This is a genomic window from Nocardia sp. AB354 (assembly GCF_049538315.1).
Classification (GTDB): Bacteria; Actinomycetota; Actinomycetes; order Mycobacteriales; family Mycobacteriaceae; genus Nocardia; species Nocardia nova.
The window spans coordinates 207,893-226,375 of record NZ_JBMVFU010000012.1 but is presented as its reverse complement, the minus strand read 5'-3'; the positions used below and the strand labels follow the sequence as shown (position 1 = coordinate 226,375).

Genomic DNA, 18,483 nt, shown 5'->3' with positions numbered 1-18,483 from the left:
TGTCGCCACCGGTGCGCTGGCCACCCTGTTCGGCCTCGGCCCGCTCGGCGGCTGTGTCGCCGGCGCCGCCGCCGTCGGCTTCCTGGGCGTGCTCGCCGGGCAGATCTTCATCACCGCCCCGGTCGCCATCGGCGCCGCGATCCAGTACTTCGCGACCGTCAGCTCCCCGTTCCACCCGGCGACTCCTAGCAAGTAGACACACCCGCCGCCACGGCCTTCGGCCGGAGCCGATTCCGGCACTACTTCCAAGCGGCCCGGTCGGAACCGAGGTTCGGCGACGATGCCCGCACAGCAACTGCTGTGCGGGCATCGTCGTGTACATGTTGGGCGGCGGACGAAGTGCCTCGTTTGCTATGGGGTGGTTGCGGGTTGAGCTATGGGGCAACGATGTTGGTGCCCTGCGCACGCTGGAGCAGCTGACTCGCCCGCGGCGCTACTCGTTGCCGCCGAGCACTGCTGCGTGCACGTCGCGGTGTTCGTTGCAGCGCGTGATCGGTGTCGTTCGTCCGAGCCGGTCAGCCGGACATGTCCGTGGCAAGGCGGTGCACGGTGCCCGGTCCGTGTTTTCGACCAGGGTGGTGGTCGAGCCATTGGTGGGTGGCGAGTTTGACGCGGTCTTCGACGAGGAACCAGAACATGGCATAGCCCCACACGACGGCCGCCCACCCCCACCCCAAGGGGGTCATGAGTGCGCCGTAGACGGCAATGAGAGTGGCGATCGTCTGGGTGCCGATAACCGCGCCGAGCAGGATCGGCGCGGGAGCTGGCGAGGACCAGAACTGTCTGCGGGTGCGGGTGACGAACACTGTGAGATGCCCCGAAACCGACAGTTTCAGGTAGATGAGGGTGCGGATCAGGTCCTGGTTCAGCCCGAAGACGTTGTGCGCCAATGCGAACAACAGGAAAGTTTCGGCAACGCCCATGATGCCCAGCGCACTGGCAACGGTGAGCACGCGGCGCATGTCCCAGGCAGCGGGCCGGGTGGCGCCGCGGACGTGGTCGTAGGCGATGGCCAGGATCGCGCAGTCGTTGAGCAGAGCCAGGAAAACGATCATGATGGCGGTGACCGGGAAGAAGTTCATGAACACGATCGCGAGGGTGATCAGCAGCAGCACCCGGATGGTCTCGGCGATGCGGTAGGTGGCATAGCTGGTCATCCGAGCGAAGATCTCCCGGGCCTGGCGAATCGCATCCACGATCACCGACAACCCGGGAGCCAGCAGCACGACATCGGCGGCTGCGCGCGCGGCATCGGTGGCGCCGGCCACGGCGATGCCGGCGTCGGCTTGTTTGAGGGCGGGGGCGTCGTTGACGCCGTCGCCGGTCATGGCCACGATGTGGCCGCGCGACTGCAACAACTGGACGATCCGGTACTTGTGTTCGGGAAAGACCTGCGCGAACCCGTCGACCGCGTCGACCCGAGCCGCCAGCCGACCGGTCTCACCGGAGTCATCGAGCACCTTCGCGTCGACGATATGCTCGCCGAGCCCGATCTGGCGGGAGATCTCACGACCGATGGCGACCTGATCGCCGGTCACCATCTTCACCACAATTCCCTGCTCCCGCGCGGCGGCCACGGTGGCGGCCGAATCCTGCCGGGGCGGATCGGCCAACGCCAGCACACCGAGCAGCCGCCACGATCGGTCGCTTTCGGCGCGGGCGACCCCGAGCGAACGATGCCCGCGCGCCGCGAAATCACGGACCACACCGTCGATGCCGGTCATCGTGGTGTCACCACAGAGCGCGGCAATGACCTGAGGGGCGCCTTTGCTCACCCGGAACCGCTGACCGTCGACGGTCCGCAGAGTTGCCTCGGTGCGCTTGCTCACCGGGTCGAACGGGACGAACTGCTCGACCTCGAGGCCGGGGAGATCATCGACGGCGGCCAGCACGGCCGCATCGATCTGATCGCGGTCTTCAGCGCGTGACGCCTGCGCGGCGGCGACAAGCACCTGACGTTCATCGACGCCGGGCGCGGTCCAGCAGGCGGCCAGTGCCAGCCGGTTCTGGGTGAGGGTGCCGGTCTTGTCCGAGCACAACACGTCCACTCCGCCGAGTTCCTCCACCGCGGGCAGGTGGCTCACCACCGCCTGGTGGCGCGCCAGTGTTCGGGCGCCCACCGCCATGGTCACCGACAACACGGCAGGCAGCGCCACCGGCACCGACGCGATCGTCACCACCAACGCGAACTCCAACGTCTCCAGGACAGGATTGCCGCGCGCCAGCGACAGGGCCACCGTCAAAGCGACCAGTGCCGCCGCCATCACGATCAGGTAGTTACCGATCCGCAGCACCGCCCGCTGAAAATGACTCACCGTGCCCGCGGTCTCGACCAGCGACGTTGTCCTGCCGAAGTAGGAAGCCGCTCCGGTCGCGTAGACCACGGCGTCGGCTTCGCCGCGCACCAGCACCGAACCCGAATACAGCACCTGCCCCCGGCCGCGGGTCACCGCGAGCGATTCACCGGTCAGCGCCGATTGATCGACTCGCAGCGAGACATCGTCGAGCACTCGCAGATCCGCCGGCACCACATCACCGAGCCGCACGCGTACCACGTCGCCGGGGACCAGTTCCCGAGCCGGCACGGTTGTCCAGCTGTGTTCGCGCAGCACGCGCGCCGTACCGGCCAGCCGCGTCTTCAAGGCGGCGATCGCGCCGGCGGCTTGATGTTCCTCGGTGAAGGCCACCAGCCCGTTCATCGCCAGCAGCGCCGCGATGATGGCCGCGTCCGCCCAGTGCCGCGCCGCCAGCGACAGCACCAGAGCCGCCTCGATCATCCACGGGATCGGCGCCCAGAAATACCCCAGAAACACCAGCACCGGATTGCGGTGTTGCTCGGCGATCTCGTTGGGGCCGTAATCCTGCAGCCGCAGCGATGCTTCGGCTGCCGTCAAACCCGTTGCGGAACTGCCCAGTTCGTCCAGGAGGCGCGACAACGGCAGTCGTGTCAACTCATCGATGCTCGCTGCCAAGGGATGCACCCCAAAAGGCCGATGTTCTGCAATGCGCGGTAGTGCGACAACGCCGCCGAGAGCTCCGACGTGTCCAGTTCAGATTTGCACCCTCTGCCGATACCAGGAACAGGCGGTCGGCCCTCGAGAATGTGACAGTCGACCTCTATCTGCAATGGTCCGACGATAGGCGTCGACTACTACAGCTGAGCGCACTGTTCCGGGTGGGCTTCGCCGCGCCTATGGACGATTGTGGCGGGTTCCTCGATTTGCTCCGGCCCAAGTTTTTGCGGCATCTTTACACCTGGTGTGCCGGGAAGTCTGGTCGGCGAACGCTACCCGCGACCGCGGGCGGCGGTCTCGGACGACCCTGGAGATGCGATGAGCGAACGCCCGGTCGAACCGATCGCGACGGCAGCACCGATCACCAGTGCCCGCGACGTATCCTGCTGGAGTGCACGCATCCCAGATCGCCGAGCAGTACCCGGTGGTCGGCCTCGATTCCGACGCGCTCGACGCGGCGCGGCTACTGGCCGAACATCGCCTGCCCGGCATCGTGGTCACCGACGCCGAGGGCACACCGAAGGCGGTGTTACCAGCTTCGCAGGTGGTTCGGTTCATCGTCCCGCAATATGTGCAGGACGATCCGAAACTGGCTGCGGTGATCGACGAACCGATCTGCGACCGGGTCGCCGCCAAGCTGCGCGGCAAGAAGGTCCGCGACGTCATCCCCGAACATCTCACGAAGATCCCCGCCGCCCAGGCCGACGACACCGTGATCGAAGTCGCCGCCACCATGGCGCGGTTCCGCAGTCCGCTCGTCGCGGTGACCAGCGGGACCGAATTCATCGGCGTCATCACGGCGTCACGGCTGTTGGAAGCGACACTGCGCAACTGCTGAATCCCGTCCGTCCGATCGGGAGGCGCCGATGACGGCCTTCGTCGCGGTGGCCGTGTTCGTCGTCGCCTACGTCGCGATCGCCACCGAACGGATACACAAGACCAAGGCCGCTCTCATCGGTGCGGCCGTCGTCCTGGCCCTCGGCGTGGTCGGGTCGGCGGACAGCTTCTTCTCCGCCGACACCGGCATCGACTGGAACGTCATCCTCCTTCTGCTCGGCATGATGATCATCGTCGGCATCCTGCGACAGACCGGCATCTTCGAATACACCGCGATCTGGGCGGCCAAGCGCGCCAAAGGATCTCCACTGCGGGTGATGATCCTGCTCACCCTCATCACCGCAGTGGCGTCGGCGTTCCTCGACAACGTCACCACCGTTCTGCTCATCGCCCCGGTGACACTGCTGGTATGCGAACGCCTCGATATCGGGCCCGCACCGTTTCTCATCGCCGAAGTACTCGCCTCCAACATCGGCGGCACCGCGACCCTCATCGGCGACCCACCCAACATCATCATCGGCAGCCGAGCCGGCCTGTCGTTCAACGACTTCCTGCTCAACGTCGCACCGCTGGTGGTGCTCACGCTCATCGTGTTCACCCTCGTCCTGCCGCTACTGTTTCGCCACTCCTTCACCGTCGACCCCGCACGAGTCGCCGATGTAATGGCCTTGAACGAGCGCGAAGCGATCCACGACCGCGGCCTGCTGATCAAATCCGGCGTAGTCCTCGCCGCGGTATTCGCCGGCTTCATCGGGCATTCGCTGTTCCACATCGATCCCTCCGTCGTCGCGCTGCTGGGCGCCGGTGTGCTCGTGTTGATTTCCGGTGTGTCGCAAAGCGATTACCTGTCCGCTGTCGAATGGGAGACGCTGCTGTTCTTCGCCGGACTGTTCGTTATGATCGGTGCCCTGGTGAAAACCGGTGTAATAGAGCATCTTTCGCGCTGGGCTGTCGACGCCACCAGCGGGAACGCCCTCACCGCCACCATGCTGATCCTGATCGTTTCGGCGCTGCTGTCCGGCATCATCGACAACATCCCCTATGTGGCGACGATGAGTCCATTGGTCGCCGACCTCGTCGGACAACTCGACCACGAGTCCAACGCCCATGCGCTGTGGTGGGCGCTGACCGTCGGCGCCGACTACGGCGGCAACCTCACCGCTGTCGGCGCCAGCGCCAACGTCGTCATGCTCGGCATCGCCCGCCGCGCCGACACCCCGATCTCGTTCTGGGAATTCACCCGCAAGGGTGCCGTCGTCACCGCGATCACCGTGGCGATCGCCGCGCCCTATCTGTGGCTGCGATACTTCGCCTTCAGCTGAGACGACCCGGAAACCCTCGCCCGCCGAAATGTGGAGGACCCCTGCTCGTTCAACTCCTGGGAGCCGTGGCCGGGCTACTCGTCTTGACCTACGCGGCAGATCAATTGGTACTGGGCTCGGCGCGTCTGGCACGACACCTCCGCATCTCCGCCGCAGTGGTCGGGGTGGTGGTGATCGGGCTCGGCACATCGGCGCCGGAATTCCTGGTCTCGGGTACCGCCGCCACCACCGGTCAGGCAGACATCGCCATCGGAAACCTGATGGGCTCCAACATCATCAACGTCACGCTCGTCCTGGGAACCGTGGCGGCGTTGGGTGGCGTATGCACGACGGCCACGGTCATCGCGCGCGAGATCACGCTCTCCGTGGTCGCGGTCGCGCTGTTCGCCGTGGCCGCAGCGATCGGTCTCACGATTTGGACAGGGCTCGCGCTGCTGGCCCTCGTGGTTCCGGCGCTCGCCACCCTGGTCCACTGGTCACGCTCCGATCGGACGGCAGGTCCCATCGCCGAACAAACCACCGAACTCACCGCCTCCGACGACCGTCCCTCGGCGGCCGCACACACGTGGCCGGAATCACTAGGCCGGGCGGCGGCCGGTCTGATCGGAGTCCTGGCCGGTGCGCAGTTGCTGGTGTCGAATGCGGCGACGATCGCCACCGCTTTCGGTGTTCCGCCACTGGTCATCGGCTGCACACTCGTAGCACTGGGCACCTCACTGCCCGAACTGGTCACCGCGATCCAGGCGCAGCGGCGGGGTGAAGCCGACCTGCTGGTGGGAAACCTCTTCGGCTCCAACCTGTTCAACAGCCTCGCCGGCGGTGGAATCGTCGGCATCTGCAGCGGAACCCACACGAGCCCGGCGGCCGACCTGCCACTCCTCGCGGTAATGGTCGCGGCCTCCGCATTCGCGTGGATTCTCCTGCGCCGCAACCTGTCCATAGGGCGCCCCGGGTCGATAGCGCTCCTGATCACCTACGCATCGACGGTACCTCTCCTGCTCACCACCTGATGAACTCCCGCACGACTACCGGAGCGTGACTCGGCTCCGCCCTTGTTTCGCCTCCACGGCTCCGGGCACCCGCCAGTTGGATACGACGATAGGAGGAGGCGTCGATGGTTCCGACCTGGCTGACCGTGCTGGCATGGATCGCGATCGGCGCAGGCTGTGTCAGCGCGGCGGTCATCCTCTACGACATCACCGTTGCCCGGCACCGGCAGTCGATGGCGATCATGACCGCCGTCTGGCCTATCACCGCACTGTACTCCGGGCCGCTGGGCATCCTCGGGTACCTACGGTTGGGGCGCGCAGCACCGAAAGACACTCCCGCGCAGGAGGTGTCGAAAGATACCCCCGAATCCGCGTCGCGGTGGCGATCCGGAATTCTGTCCGCGAGTCACTGCGGTGCCGGCTGCACCCTCGGCGACATCATCGGCGGCTGGCTTATTTTCGCCACCGGCTGGACCCTGTTCGGTGAGCGACTCTTCGCCGAATACGTGGTGGAATTCGTGCTCGCGTGGAGCTTGGGCATCGCCTTCCAATACTTCTCCATCGCCCCGATGCGCCCCGACATGCCCGCCCGCCGCGCCCTGGCGAACGCCATCAAAGCCGACACGCTGTCGATCGTCGCGTTCCAGGTCGGCATGTACGCGTGGATGGCGCTGGTCGCGAAGGTAATTTTCGACGAGCCCCTACCGATCAACGCACCGGTGTTCTGGTTCATGATGCAGATCGGATTGCTCCTCGGATTCCTGACGACCTATCCGGTCAACCTCTGGCTCGTCCACGCGGGTATCAAAGAAGCCATGTGACCAAGGCATGCGCTCCGACCCAGGACATGGGACTGTCAGCGGTCGGATTCCGACACATCGGCTTCCGCTTCGCGGCGGGCTTGGTTGCACCGACGCAGCAGCACGACGAAGCCGAGGAAGACCGCGATCGTCGCGACTGCCATCAGTTCCGACACTTCTCGAGGTTATCGCCGCGCGCAGCCGCCCGAACGCGTTTCCGCTACAAAGTCACCTGTCCCGCGACCGATCCGCTCTCGCCCGAATACTCCTACGCACTCACCGGCGAGCGGCGCGCCGCACCGACCACACTACGACCCGCGGGCCACTCCATCTCCCACGACCGCGGCGACGCGTTCCGCCAGCCCAAGCATCACTCGTGTTCTGGTCTCCCAATACACCCATGCCGCCAACAACCCGAGAACGATCGTGACGGTGATCGACCAACGGACCCGGCGCACAGTCAGGACGAAGCGGGAAAGGCCGCCACAGTCATGCCGCACAGCCCCTGATACCACGAGGGACCGCGGAAGTGGGACAGCACGTGCAGGCCCCACCCGGTCGACATCTGACACACCGCGCTGAGCGCGATCCCGCCGGTCATGATCCACTCCCCGCGGCCGGAGGCCGCGAGCACACTCATCGTCTGAGCGATCGGGTCGTAGGGCCTGACTCGGCTCATCCGCGCGGCAGTCGCGGATACCACGAGCACCACAGGCGCTGCGATCGCCGAGAATAGCACCCATTGGTCCCCAGATGCCGCTGCGGCGTGCGCGAGGTGTAGACGAGCTCATGTGGGTAGTCGATCGGTGATGCAGTGGCGAGCGATAGGAGTTCGACGTGAAAGAACTGGCGATCACGCAGCGCCTGCGAGACCTCCTCGACAAAGACCCGGACCTGGCCGCGGGCCTGCACGCGTCGTTGCTGCAGGCGCGCCAGAAAGCTGAAGACGGGCTGGACGACGAATTGCGGGCGGCGCTGCCGTGGCCACAGTCCGTCGCCGAGTACATGGACTACATCAACGATTTCGCCCGATGGGTTCCGCGGGAGACCGACTCCCCGGCCTGGCGCGCGCAATCGCCACACCAGCGGTACGCCCAGGAAGTCAGCGACCGGCTCTCCCACTTCTTCTGGATCATCGACCAAAAGACGAACGGCAGAGACACCTCCGTGGCATACGGCTCCGATGAATTCCGGGAATGGGTCACCGACTTCGCCCGCGACTGGGGCAGTTTCCTCGACACTGCCGAATCATTCGGTCCGGAAGTGCTGAAATCTTTCGTCGACAACGCTCCCGAATACCATGTGGGCGACTCCCTGATCGCCGGCAAGCCGAACGCGCCCAGCGGCTGGATGACATTCAATCAGTTCTTCGCACGCGAACTGAACGCAGGCCTACGCCCGGTCGCCGACCCCGGCAGCAACCGGACGATAACTTCGCCCGCCGACTGCATCTTCCAGCACCGCTACGACATCGATGACGCCTCGAACATCCCGGCCACCACGATCAAGGACACGCACAAATACGGAAATATCGCCACACTGCTCACCGGCAGCAAATACGCCGAGAAATTCGCGGGCGGGACGTTCGCCCACTACATGCTCCCCACCTACGCGTACCACCGCTTCCACCTACCTGTAGCCGGTGTGGTCAAAGAATCGTTCGTGACTCACGGACAAGCGTTCATGCAGGTCGAACTGTCCGACCACGGCCTGCGCGGCAAGGACAACGCCGAAACAGGCTTCGAGTTTTTCCAGACCCGCGGCGTGGTCGTCATCGACACCACCGAATCGCCATGTGGTGATCTCGGAACAGTCGCCGTCGTGTGCGTCGGAATGTCGAACGTCGCATCGGTCACCCTCACCTCCACTCCCGGTAAGCAGATGGCCAAGGGAGACGAATTCGGCTACTTCACCTTCGGCGGCTCCGACATCGTCCTGCTCTTCCAGAAGGGCGTGCAGGTCGACACGCTCTCAAGAAACCAACACCAAAATCCGCGATCTAGCCGCCCGCATCATCGCCGAGACGCCCGAGCTCCCGTCTCCACGCCCGCAAACGGTCACCGCGTTCGATCATCTACTCCTCACCGCCCACACCCGCATCCCCGGCCGCGACAACACCTGAGCTGCGCGACCGCAAACGGGGCCACCCGCCGAGCCGCAGAGCCGAATCAGGCGACGTCAGGGCGATGCGCCCCGTTACCGCCGATTCCGGCTGTCGTCTACGACGGCGGTCACCAGAGGCCCGGACCGGCGATCGGGAGGCACGACCGTGAACTGACCGGCGTGCTCGTACAGCAGGTACGCCACCTCGGCCATATCGGACACGCCGCGCTCGCGCAGCACAGCTTCGATATCCGCCGGGGTGATGCCGCAGCGGCTCAGCTCGCGGCGACGAATCCTGCCATCCGCCACCAGCACCCGAACAGGGTGGTCGACCAAGGCGCTCACCCGAGGATGAAAACGGGCGGCGCAGATCAACCGATGCACGAGCAGGATCGTCACGATGGCGACGGCACCCTGAACATAGGACGTCGTGCTCGCCGTGGCCGATCGTCCGATGATCGCACCCAACGCCGAAGCGGTGATGAAGTCGAACATCGACATCTGAGCCAGCGGCCGGCGCACGCTCACCCGCAAGCCCGCAAGTGCCGTGAGAGCCAGGAGCGCGGCCTTCGCCGCCACCATCCAGACCGAATCCCATTGGCCGACCAGCCATTCCATGATGCAGCCTTCCTGGCGACCGCACGCGACGCGCGCCGCCGAGCTCAGCGGGTGCGGACCACGCCTCCGGTGACGGCGACCGTTTCCCCGGTGATGAAACCCGAGTCCGCGGCCGAAGCGAGGAACACGTAACTCGGTGCCAGCTCTTCCTCGCGGCGTACCTGTTCGGCGTCGGACTGCTCGGCAGGCAGGTAAGCGATCGCGACGTCGGCGCCTTCCCGGGCGAACAGCAGCGCCACCGCACGGCCGATTCCCGAGTCCCCGCCGGTGATCACCGCCCGCTGCCCCGCCAGCTTCCCCGCGGGCCGATACGATTCCGCGGCGTACCGCGGCGACGGAAACATGCGTGATTCCAGTCCAGGATGCTGCTGCCGCTGTTCGGGGAACGGTGGCGACGGCATGTGATCCTGCGGCGACGGCGCGGCGTCCGGCGTAGGGATCTGCCGAACATCTGGCATATCGCTGCCCTACCTTTCGACTCGAGGTTCGCAGTGCGCGGGTACCCGCCCGGGCCGTCTTGAACATGCAGAGGCGGTGGAGACACCATAGGCCGTCAGCGGTGCATGGCCACGCGAAAAAGTCAGTGGTTGCGGTGGCTTTACCGGCGAGTGCGGGATCGAATACAGCACGATGTTCGCATGACGGTGCGGGCCGGGCGATGCGGAAGGCCGGGCCGATAGTCGACGCGAGCACACAGGGCGTTCGCCACGCTGCGGCGGACCGGCTGGCCGCAGTTGACCGCGCAGAATGAGCTCGACCGGCGCCAGGAATTGCAGGACTGCTTTTCCTGCAGGGGACAGCACATGCCCGGATTCATCGGACGCTGCGCGTTGGAACCACTAAGCGATTCGGTACTGCCCCGCGGTCGAACGGATGCTCATGCCGTGGCCAGGCTCCTCCCGGCCGACTTCCATCGCGCCGTCCACCACCTGTGAAATACCTTCCACCAGAAGCGGTTCCAGCCGCACATGGTCGATGAACCACTCGACGTGACGGAGGTTCGGAATCGCCGCCGCGACCGGCGCACTCGGAGCCGGGGCGCAGTGCACCGAGACATCCAGACCGCGACTGGCCGCGAGTGCGGCGCCGCGCAGGAAGCCCGTGTATCCACCGCACCGGGTGACATCGAGTTGCAGGCAATCCACGCCATCGAGGAGGTCTGCGGCGTCGTAGGTGTCGTAGACGTACTCGCCCGCGGCTACATCACACCGCACGGCGTTCCTGACGATACCGAGTCCTTGCACGTCGTCGCTGGTGACCGGTTCTTCGAACCATGTCACGCCGCGCTCGTCCAGCTCTTCACCGACGCGCCTGGCCTGACCCGGCGAGTAACCGCCGTTCGCGTCCACCATCAACTCCACCTCATCGCCGGCGAGCGTGCGCAGTTGTTCGACCCGCGCAAGGTCTCGCCCGACGTTGCCGCCCCAATCCTCACCGATCTTGATCTTCATGGCACGGCAGCCGACGGAGTGCCATAGGCTCACTTGCTCGGTCAGGCCGGCCTCGTCGAGAGAAACGAATCCGCCCGACCCGTAGACGGGCACTCGGTCGCGAACGGCGCCCAGCAATTGGGTCACCGGTATATCCAGCAGGCGCGCGCGCAGATCCCAGAGCGCGATATCGACAGCGCTGATCGCATGCGCCGCAATGCCTTTCGTTCCGCTATTGCGGCACGCCCGGTGCATCGCCGACCAACACGCGGCTGTATCGAACGGTGACCGGCCGCTGAGGATGCCCGCGAGGTGGTGATGGATGACCTCGGCCACCGCCGGAGAACCATACGTCCATCCCGTCCCGAGTTGTCCCCCAGCACCTACCCGCACGACCACCGCGGTGGTCGAGTCCCATTTCAACGTGGCATCGGCTTCCGGCTGCGGGGTCGGAAAGCGATACACAGCGACCGCGACGTCTTCTTCGATCGTCGTCTTGTCCATCAAGGTAGTTCCCCTCATGCGGACCGATTCGCCCTGTGTCGCCCCGATGCCCAGGCTCTACCCCAGGTGCGCGGCCTACACCTGTCCGCGGTCAGTCGTGCGCACGCCGCGCTCGGTTTCCGTGTCGTCCAGACCCGAAGCGAGCACCTGCGCCGAGTGAACGGGATCGGTGCCTGGTGCCAGCTGACGGATCTGGGTGCGGCAGCTGAATCCATCCGCCACGACCACCGTGCCGGGCTTGCGGTGCCGCACGGCGGGCAGCAGCTTGTCTTCCGCACACGCCACCGAGACGTCGTAGTGTCCGGCCTCGAAGCCGAAATTGCCTGCGAGACCACAACATCCGGCGTCCAGTACGTCGATCTCGGCGCCGGTCGAGCTCAGCACGTCGCGGTCGGTGTCGTAGTGCATGATCGCGTGGTGGTGGCAGTGTGGCTGCGCCATCACTGTGGTGTCGAGCTGCGGCGGCTGCCATCCCTCGGCTCGGCTGGTGAGCAGTTCGGGCAAGGTATATGTCTGTGCGGCCAGTCGCTTGGCGTCCTCATCGCCATAGCGCAGTTCGGGCAGATCGGACCGGAACACGGCCGCGCAACTGGGTTCGAGGACCACGATCGGTGTCCCCGCCCGCAGATAGGGGCGCAGAATCCGCAACGTTCGACCCAGCACACGCCGGGCGGTGGTCAACTGCCCCGTGGAGATCCATGTCAGCCCACAGCACACCGCACGGGTCGGCACCTGCACGCTGAAACCGGCGTCGGTCAGTACGGCCACCGCGGCGTACGCGATGGCGGGCTCGAAGTTGTTGGTGAAGGTATCCGGCCACAGCACCACGGTGCCGCGCGTGCCTGTGCGGGCCGGTCGCTGCTTTCGGAACTCGGTTTGGAATCGGCGGTCGGCGAACTTCGGCATTTCGCGTTCGACGGCCAGCCCGCCGACGCGTTTGAGCAGACGTCCGGTTGCGGAGGCCTGGGTCACCGCGTTGGCGAACCCGCTCATACTGGTGGCCAAGCGGGCCCACAACGGGATCCATCCCATCGAGTAGTGGGCCATGGGCCGGAGCCGCTTGTCGTAATAGTGCGACAAAAATTCGGCCTTGTAGGTCGCCATGTCGACATTGACCGGGCAGTCGCTGCGGCAGCCTTTGCAGGACAGGCACAGATCCAGCGCGTCACGCACCTCGTCGGAGCGCCAGCCGTCACCGAGGACGTCCCCGTTGAGCATTTCAAACAGCAGCCGGGCGCGCCCTCTCGTGGAATGTTCTTCTTCACGGGTCGCTCGGTAGCTCGGGCACATCACGCCGGATTCGTCGCCGCGGCATTTCCCGACGCCCACACATCGGCCCGCCGCCGCGCTGAAGCGGTGATCGTCGTGCGGAAACGCGAAATGGGTCGACGGTTCCCACGGCCGGTAATCGACGCCCTGCCGCAGGTCCTCGGTCGGCGCCTTGGGGTGCACGATGTCGCCCGGGTTCATTCTGTTGTCCGGGTCGAACAGCGTCTTCAGTTCCCGGAATGCTTCAATGATGTTGTCGCCGAACATGATCGGTAGTAGAGCGCTTCGCGATTGGCCGTCGCCGTGCTCGCCGGAAAGGGACCCTCCGTAGGAGACCACCAAGCGCGCCGCCTCTTCCACGAAGTGGCGATAGTGCGCGATGCCTTCTGCCGTCCGCAGGTCGAACGGGATGCGGGTGTGGACGCAGCCTTGACCGAAATGTCCGTACAAGGAGGAAGACCCGTACTGGTAGCGACGCAGCAGCTTGTCGAAATCACGCAGATAGTCTCCGAGCCGATCTGGCGGTACCGCCGCGTCTTCCCAGCCCTCGTGGGTTTCCGGACCGTCCGGTGGATAGGCGGTCGCGCCCAAGCCGGCTTCGCGAGCCGCCCAAATCTCCTTCTGGCGACGGGGATCGTCGAGAAGTGTCGCAGTGGCCCCCGTCCGCTTCTTCAGGTCGTTCATCATCGCGTGCGCTTTGTTGTCGGCCTCGTCTTGGTCGGCGCCGTCGAACTGCACCATCAACCAGCCGCGTCCGTCCGGTAGCTGTCGAATCGCTTGTTCGGCCAGATGCCGACTGTGTTCCAGGCCGACCAGGCGATCATCGAGTCCTTCGAGCGCTTTCGGCTGATGCCGCAGTACGTGCGGCACCGCATCGGCTGCGGCGTAGATGTCGGAGAACCCGAGCACCGCCAGCGCTACGGCCGCCGGCCGCGGCACCAGCTCGATCTCGGCGCGCAGCACGGTGACCAAGGTGGACTCGCTGCCAACGAGCGCCTGTGCGAGATGAAAACCCTTCTCCGGCAGCAAAGAATCGAGGTTGTACCCCGACACCCGCCGCGGGATGTCGGGATAACGCTGGCGGATGTCGTCGGCGTACCGGTCGCGGATATCGCGCAACCCCTCGATGATTTTTCCCAGGCGGCCGCCCTCAGCGATGATCTTCTCGGCCTGTTCCTCGCCGGTTTGCCCGACCCAGGCGTGCATGCCGTCGTAGGTGAGAATCTCGAGTCGGCGTACCGAATCAACCATTTTGCCGAACGCCTGAGCGGTCGAACCACACGAATTGTTGCCGATCATGCCACCGATCGTGCAGGACACGTGGGTCGACGGACGCGGCCCGACCATCAGACCGTACGGTTCGAGCAGATCGTTGAGAGGATCGAGCGCGATGCCGGGTTCAACGATGGCGGTGCGAGCCTGCTCATCGACCGAGACGAGGCGGTCACAGTACTTGCTCCAATCGAGCACGACCGCCACGTTGCAGCACTGGCCGGACAGACTCGTGCCGCCGCCGCGTGACAGCACCGGTGCCCCATGGGCACGGCACACGTCGATCGCTGCCGCGGCGTCCTCCGGCGTGCGCGGCACAACCACCCCGATGGGCACGCGCCGATAATTGGATCCGTCGGTAGAGTACGCCGCCCGCGAGCCCGCATCGAACCGGACTTCGCCGCGCACAGATGCCCGCAATTGCTGCTCCAGGCGAGCGTGTCCGCTCACCGAGGGCATTCCCAATGCCGTCATAAGCCGGCCTCGTCCCTTCTTCGGAAACCCGGTCCTCTGCGTCATGCCCGAGACCACGCCAGTCATGCACTCACGTCGCATCCCATTTCTCCGCGGCGCCTGCCGAGACAGTCGCCGCAGGCGGCGAGGCCGGCCCAGCTCTCGTTTCCCCGGCCCGGCCGCCGGGTATGCCGGGCCAAAACCATTCGACCGGGCCCGCAACGTCAGCGCGATCCGGCGGGGAAGGAATCCGGATGCGCGCAGTGCAGCGACCGCCACGGTCGACGCGAGGTGGGGCCGATGTTGTAGCGCGAGACATCGAACGCCCGCATGTCCTGCGCGACTACGCCTTCATCGGCGACGGCGAGCGCGGCGGATTGATCGGACCGCGTGGCGACTTGTGCTGGCTGTGCGCACCACAGTGGGACAGCGACGCGGTGTTCGCGACGCTGATCGGCGGGCGCGGCGTGTATTCGGTCGAACCCGTCGGCCGCTACGTCTGGGGCGGCTACTACGAGCCCGGGTCGCTGATCTGGGTCTCGCACTGGGTGGTGGGCTCCTCAGTCGTGGAGTGTGAAGAAGCCCTGGCCCTACCGAGTGATCCGCACCGAACCGTCGTGCTACGCCGGATCCGTGCCGTCCGAGGAGAAGCCGCGGTACGCGTCACACTGGAACCAGCCGCCGAGTTCGGCCGCCGCGCAGCGCGTGAGCTGCACCGCGACGCCGACGGCCGCTGGCACGCGCGGCTCGGCACGATGCGCATGCGCTGGACCGGCGCTGCAGAAGCGGCCGTCGATGAATCGGGTGGAGCCAGCCGCCTCATTCATCAGATCAGGCTACGACCGGGGCAGACGCACGACCTGATCTTGGAGCTATCCGACACCTCACTGCCGGCCACCACGCCGGACGCGGGAAGAATGTGGAGCACAACACGATCCGTCTGGGCAGCCGTCGTCGAAGGATACGGCCACAACACCGCCGGCAAGGGCGCCGACCGCGCGCTCGCGGTGCTGCACGGGCTGACCAGCGCGACCGGCGGCATGGTCGCCGCGGCCACCACCAGCCTGCCCGAGCACGCCAACCGCGGTGAAAACTACGACTACCGTTACGTATGGATCCGGGACCAATGTCTGGCAGGACAAGCCGTCGCAGCAGCTGGACCCCACCGCCTTCTCGACGCCGCCGTGTCATTCGTCGGCGAACGCCTTCTCACCGACGGACCGGCACTGATGCCCGCCTACACCACCCGCGGCACGCCGGTACCCCACCGCCACGACCTCGACCTGCCCGGCTATCCCGGCGCGCCCACCACCGTAGGGAACCCGGCGCGTGACCAATTCCAGCTCGACGCGTTCGGCGAGGCCCTACTCCTGTTCGCCGCCGCCGGCCGGTACGACATCCTCACCACCGACGCCCGGAAAGCCGTCTCCGTCGCGGTGTCCGTCATCGCGCAATGCTGGCATCAACCCGACGCCGGAATCTGGGAGCTCGACGACCGGCTCTGGACCCATTCACGACTGATCTGCGTCGCCGGACTGCGAGCGGTGGCCGCTGCCCCCGCCACCGGAGCCGACGCACAGGTCTGCACCACGCTGGCCGACCGGATATACGCCGCCACGGCCGCCAGCTGCCGACATTCGGGACGATGGCAACGAGCAACCGACCTGACGCAGGTCGACGCGGCACTGCTGCTGCCGATCATTCGCGGCGGCGTCCCGCACGACGACCCCGCAACTCTGGCCACCTTCCGGGCCATCGAACAACAGCTGTCTACCGACTACCTGGTCTACCGATTCCGCCACGACGACCAACCGCTCGCGAGAACGGAAGGCACCTTCCTCCTGTGCGGCTTCGCAATGGCGCTGGCTGCCGACCACCTCGGCGACCGGCCACGCGCCTTGCGGTACTACGACCGAAACCGCACTGCCTGCGGAACACCCGGCCTGTTCGCCGAGGAATTCGACGCACAACAGAACCAGCTGCGCGGCAACCTCCCCCAGGCATTCGTTCACGCTTTGATGTTCGAAACCTCGGTTCGGCTCCGAGACGCCAATCATCCCCGGCTCTGAAGCCACCAGCCCAGCGATGCGGATTCAACTCGCTCACTCATCGAGGCGCCTTCAGCCGTGCACGGAATAGCCCGACTCGACCGAGCACCAGATCTCGCCGGTCGGGGCCTCTCCTGCACTCGCTCCAGAAAGACGCCGGCGAGCGGAAACCGTCGCGGTACGGCTAGTTGACAGACCCAACCGCGCACGAACCTGCTGCCATATCGTCTTGCCGGTTCCAGGCACTCGATCGGTCGCGGACAGGATCAAAGTGGTGAGGGTGGCACTGCGCCGAGTTTGGTGCAGGTGAACTGCATGACGTCGAGGTGTCCGCGGCGGAAGTTGTCGGCGCATTCGGTCAGATAGCTGCTGTAGGCGTCGTAGGTGTGTTGCCCGGCGAGTTCGATCGCCCGGTCACGGTGCTCGTGCAAAGAGGCGGCCCACCTGTCCAGGGTGGTGGTGTAGTGGGACCCCAGTTCCTGAACGCGGGTGAGAGTGAATCCGGCGCCCTGCGCGCACTCGGTGATTCCCCTGGGGTTGTGGCTGGTTGATCGCGGGAGCCGGCTAGCCGGGAAGACGGTGCCGCGCAGGAACGCGACGTCGGTATCGGTCACCGGGCCGGATTCCCGGGGCGCTTGCGCCGCGTGCGGGTCGTGGGCGACGACGGATTGCACCAGCAGCACCCCGTCGTCGGGCATGACCCGGTAGGCGAAGTCGAAGAAGTCCGGGTATCGCTGTGGGGGCATGTGTTCGACTGCGCCGATGCAGACGATGCGGTCTACGGGGCGGTCGAACTGTTGCCAGCCTTGCCGTCGCACACCGCCGTAGGGACAGCCGCGGACGAGCCGGTCGACGAGGCGGTCTCGGACGTACCGGTGCTGGTTGCGGTGCGGCGTCAGCCCGATCGCATCGACACCGTAGGTGTCCATGGCGCGCAGCATCGTCGAACCCCAGCCGCAGCCGACGTCGAGCAAGGTCATCCCCGGTCGCAGATCGCATTTGGCCAGTGCAAGGTCGATCTTGGCGGACTGGGCCTGTTCCAGGGTGTCGTCCGGGTGGGTCCAGTATGCGCAACTGTAGGTGCGAGTCGGGTCGAGGAACAGCGCGAAGAACTCGTCGGGTAACTGATCGCGGGACGGGATTCGACAGTCGGCGGGAGCGTAACCGGTCATCGTGCGGGTCTTTCCTTGCATATACAGAATCGTGTCGGTGCCCTGCCGCCCTACCGCTGACGTTAGACCGCCCTTCGGGGGCGCGAGTGCCTGCGAGTCGTCGATCACGCGGCTGAGGTGCCATGCCCTTGGTCGGGGTGCCATCCGGATCCGAGACTACAGATCTCACAGGCGAGGAAACGGTGCGTGAGCAACAATTAACCAGGCAGTAACCGTCGTACTAGTCAGATAGACGCCTCTGCGCGACGAGTACCAAGCGCGGTTCCTCCAGCCGGCTCGCGGGCACGCTCGAAACGGTCAGGGTCCGCCTCGCCACCTGCCATGATCTCGCTCCACCATTCATCCAACGGGCTCGGGTCAGGCCAGTACACGACCGGGTTCTGCTCGTTGGGTCGCGGCGGGGGCGGCTGATGGGTGTGGATTCTGGAGCCGCTGGTGACGGGCATCCCGATCATCTCCTCGTCGGAACGATGATCTCGCGTTATCGCGAAGATCCGCGCCCCTCAGTTCTCGACTTCATCCTAGGCGGAAAGGACCACGAATTGGCCCTCAGGCCAATCCAGATTGCTTCCGACTCTTCTTCCGCAAGGCTCACGCTTCGCTACCGCTGTCGAGTAACGCGGCCGGGACGGAGCAGCTGGTCTCGTCTGAG

Annotated in this window: 12 protein-coding genes and 2 pseudogenes; 7 read left to right on the top strand and 7 right to left on the bottom strand. The window is 65.8% G+C overall.

Annotated elements, in window-relative coordinates:
- Window positions 1-196 (top strand): annotated as a pseudogene (locus tag ACPCUW_RS19655) (hypothetical protein); the annotation flags it as partial.
- 319 nt (window positions 197-515) lie between these two features.
- Here ACPCUW_RS19655 and ACPCUW_RS19650 read toward each other — a convergent pair.
- Entirely contained in the window at window positions 516-2,960 is a 2,445-nt protein-coding gene (locus tag ACPCUW_RS19650; RefSeq protein ID WP_423426334.1) for a plasma-membrane proton-efflux P-type ATPase, read from the bottom strand.
- A gap of 445 nt (window positions 2,961-3,405) precedes the next feature.
- Between ACPCUW_RS19650 and ACPCUW_RS19645 the strand changes: the two genes are divergently transcribed.
- The 4 genes from ACPCUW_RS19645 to ACPCUW_RS19630 all read left to right on the top strand — a co-directional run bounded on the left by ACPCUW_RS19645 (window position 3,406) and on the right by ACPCUW_RS19630 (window position 6,983).
- Window positions 3,406-3,852, top strand: a complete 447-nt coding sequence (locus tag ACPCUW_RS19645; RefSeq protein WP_423426315.1) for a CBS domain-containing protein — start codon at window positions 3,406-3,408, stop codon at window positions 3,850-3,852.
- 28 nt (window positions 3,853-3,880) lie between these two features.
- Window positions 3,881-5,173 carry an ArsB/NhaD family transporter gene (locus ACPCUW_RS19640; protein ID WP_423426313.1) on the top strand — a complete coding sequence of 431 codons (1,293 nt, stop codon included), beginning with the start codon at window positions 3,881-3,883 and terminating at the stop codon, window positions 5,171-5,173.
- Between the two features lie 65 nt (window positions 5,174-5,238).
- Window positions 5,239-6,183 carry a sodium:calcium antiporter gene (locus tag ACPCUW_RS19635; RefSeq protein ID WP_423426312.1) on the top strand — a complete coding sequence of 315 codons (945 nt, stop codon included), beginning with the start codon at window positions 5,239-5,241 and terminating at the stop codon, window positions 6,181-6,183.
- A 104-nt stretch (window positions 6,184-6,287) separates the two neighbouring features.
- Entirely contained in the window at window positions 6,288-6,983 is a 696-nt protein-coding gene (locus ACPCUW_RS19630) for a DUF4396 domain-containing protein (protein WP_423426310.1), read from the top strand.
- Window positions 6,984-7,422: 439 nt separating this feature from the next.
- Here the strand turns inward: ACPCUW_RS19630 and ACPCUW_RS19625 are convergent, their stop codons facing one another.
- The gene (locus ACPCUW_RS19625) at window positions 7,423-7,671 is read right to left on the bottom strand and encodes a DUF998 domain-containing protein (RefSeq protein WP_423426333.1); all 249 of its coding nucleotides are present in this window, start codon (window positions 7,669-7,671) and stop codon (window positions 7,423-7,425) included.
- A 296-nt stretch (window positions 7,672-7,967) separates the two neighbouring features.
- Here ACPCUW_RS19625 and ACPCUW_RS19620 point away from each other — a divergent pair.
- A pseudogene (locus ACPCUW_RS19620) lies at window positions 7,968-8,870 on the top strand (phosphatidylserine decarboxylase); the annotation flags it as partial.
- A 288-nt stretch (window positions 8,871-9,158) separates the two neighbouring features.
- Here the strand turns inward: ACPCUW_RS19620 and ACPCUW_RS19615 are convergent.
- The 4 genes from ACPCUW_RS19615 to ACPCUW_RS19600 all read right to left on the bottom strand — a co-directional run bounded on the left by ACPCUW_RS19615 (window position 9,159) and on the right by ACPCUW_RS19600 (window position 14,617).
- Window positions 9,159-9,560, bottom strand: a complete 402-nt coding sequence (locus ACPCUW_RS19615; protein WP_423426332.1) for a DUF421 domain-containing protein — start codon at window positions 9,558-9,560, stop codon at window positions 9,159-9,161.
- A 167-nt stretch (window positions 9,561-9,727) separates the two neighbouring features.
- Window positions 9,728-10,141 (bottom strand): SDR family NAD(P)-dependent oxidoreductase, encoded by a 414-nt coding sequence (locus ACPCUW_RS19610; RefSeq protein ID WP_423426308.1) that lies wholly within the window; start codon window positions 10,139-10,141, stop codon window positions 9,728-9,730.
- A 381-nt stretch (window positions 10,142-10,522) separates the two neighbouring features.
- Complete coding sequence (locus tag ACPCUW_RS19605) at window positions 10,523-11,617, bottom strand: enolase C-terminal domain-like protein (RefSeq protein ID WP_423426307.1); 1,095 nt, start codon at window positions 11,615-11,617, stop codon at window positions 10,523-10,525.
- Window positions 11,618-11,692: 75 nt separating this feature from the next.
- Window positions 11,693-14,617: an FAD-binding and (Fe-S)-binding domain-containing protein gene (locus ACPCUW_RS19600; protein ID WP_423426331.1), complete on the bottom strand. Its 2,925-nt coding sequence runs from the start codon at window positions 14,615-14,617 to the stop codon at window positions 11,693-11,695.
- Window positions 14,618-14,865: 248 nt separating this feature from the next.
- Here ACPCUW_RS19600 and ACPCUW_RS19595 point away from each other — a divergent pair, with 248 nt between their 5' ends.
- Window positions 14,866-16,680: a glycoside hydrolase family 15 protein gene (locus ACPCUW_RS19595; protein ID WP_423426305.1), complete on the top strand. Its 1,815-nt coding sequence runs from the start codon at window positions 14,866-14,868 to the stop codon at window positions 16,678-16,680.
- Between the two features lie 245 nt (window positions 16,681-16,925).
- Here ACPCUW_RS19595 and ACPCUW_RS19590 read toward each other — a convergent pair whose 3' ends face one another.
- Window positions 16,926-17,852 carry a class I SAM-dependent methyltransferase gene (locus ACPCUW_RS19590; RefSeq protein ID WP_423426303.1) on the bottom strand — a complete coding sequence of 309 codons (927 nt, stop codon included), beginning with the start codon at window positions 17,850-17,852 and terminating at the stop codon, window positions 16,926-16,928.
- Between the last annotated feature and the right edge of the window lie 631 nt (window positions 17,853-18,483).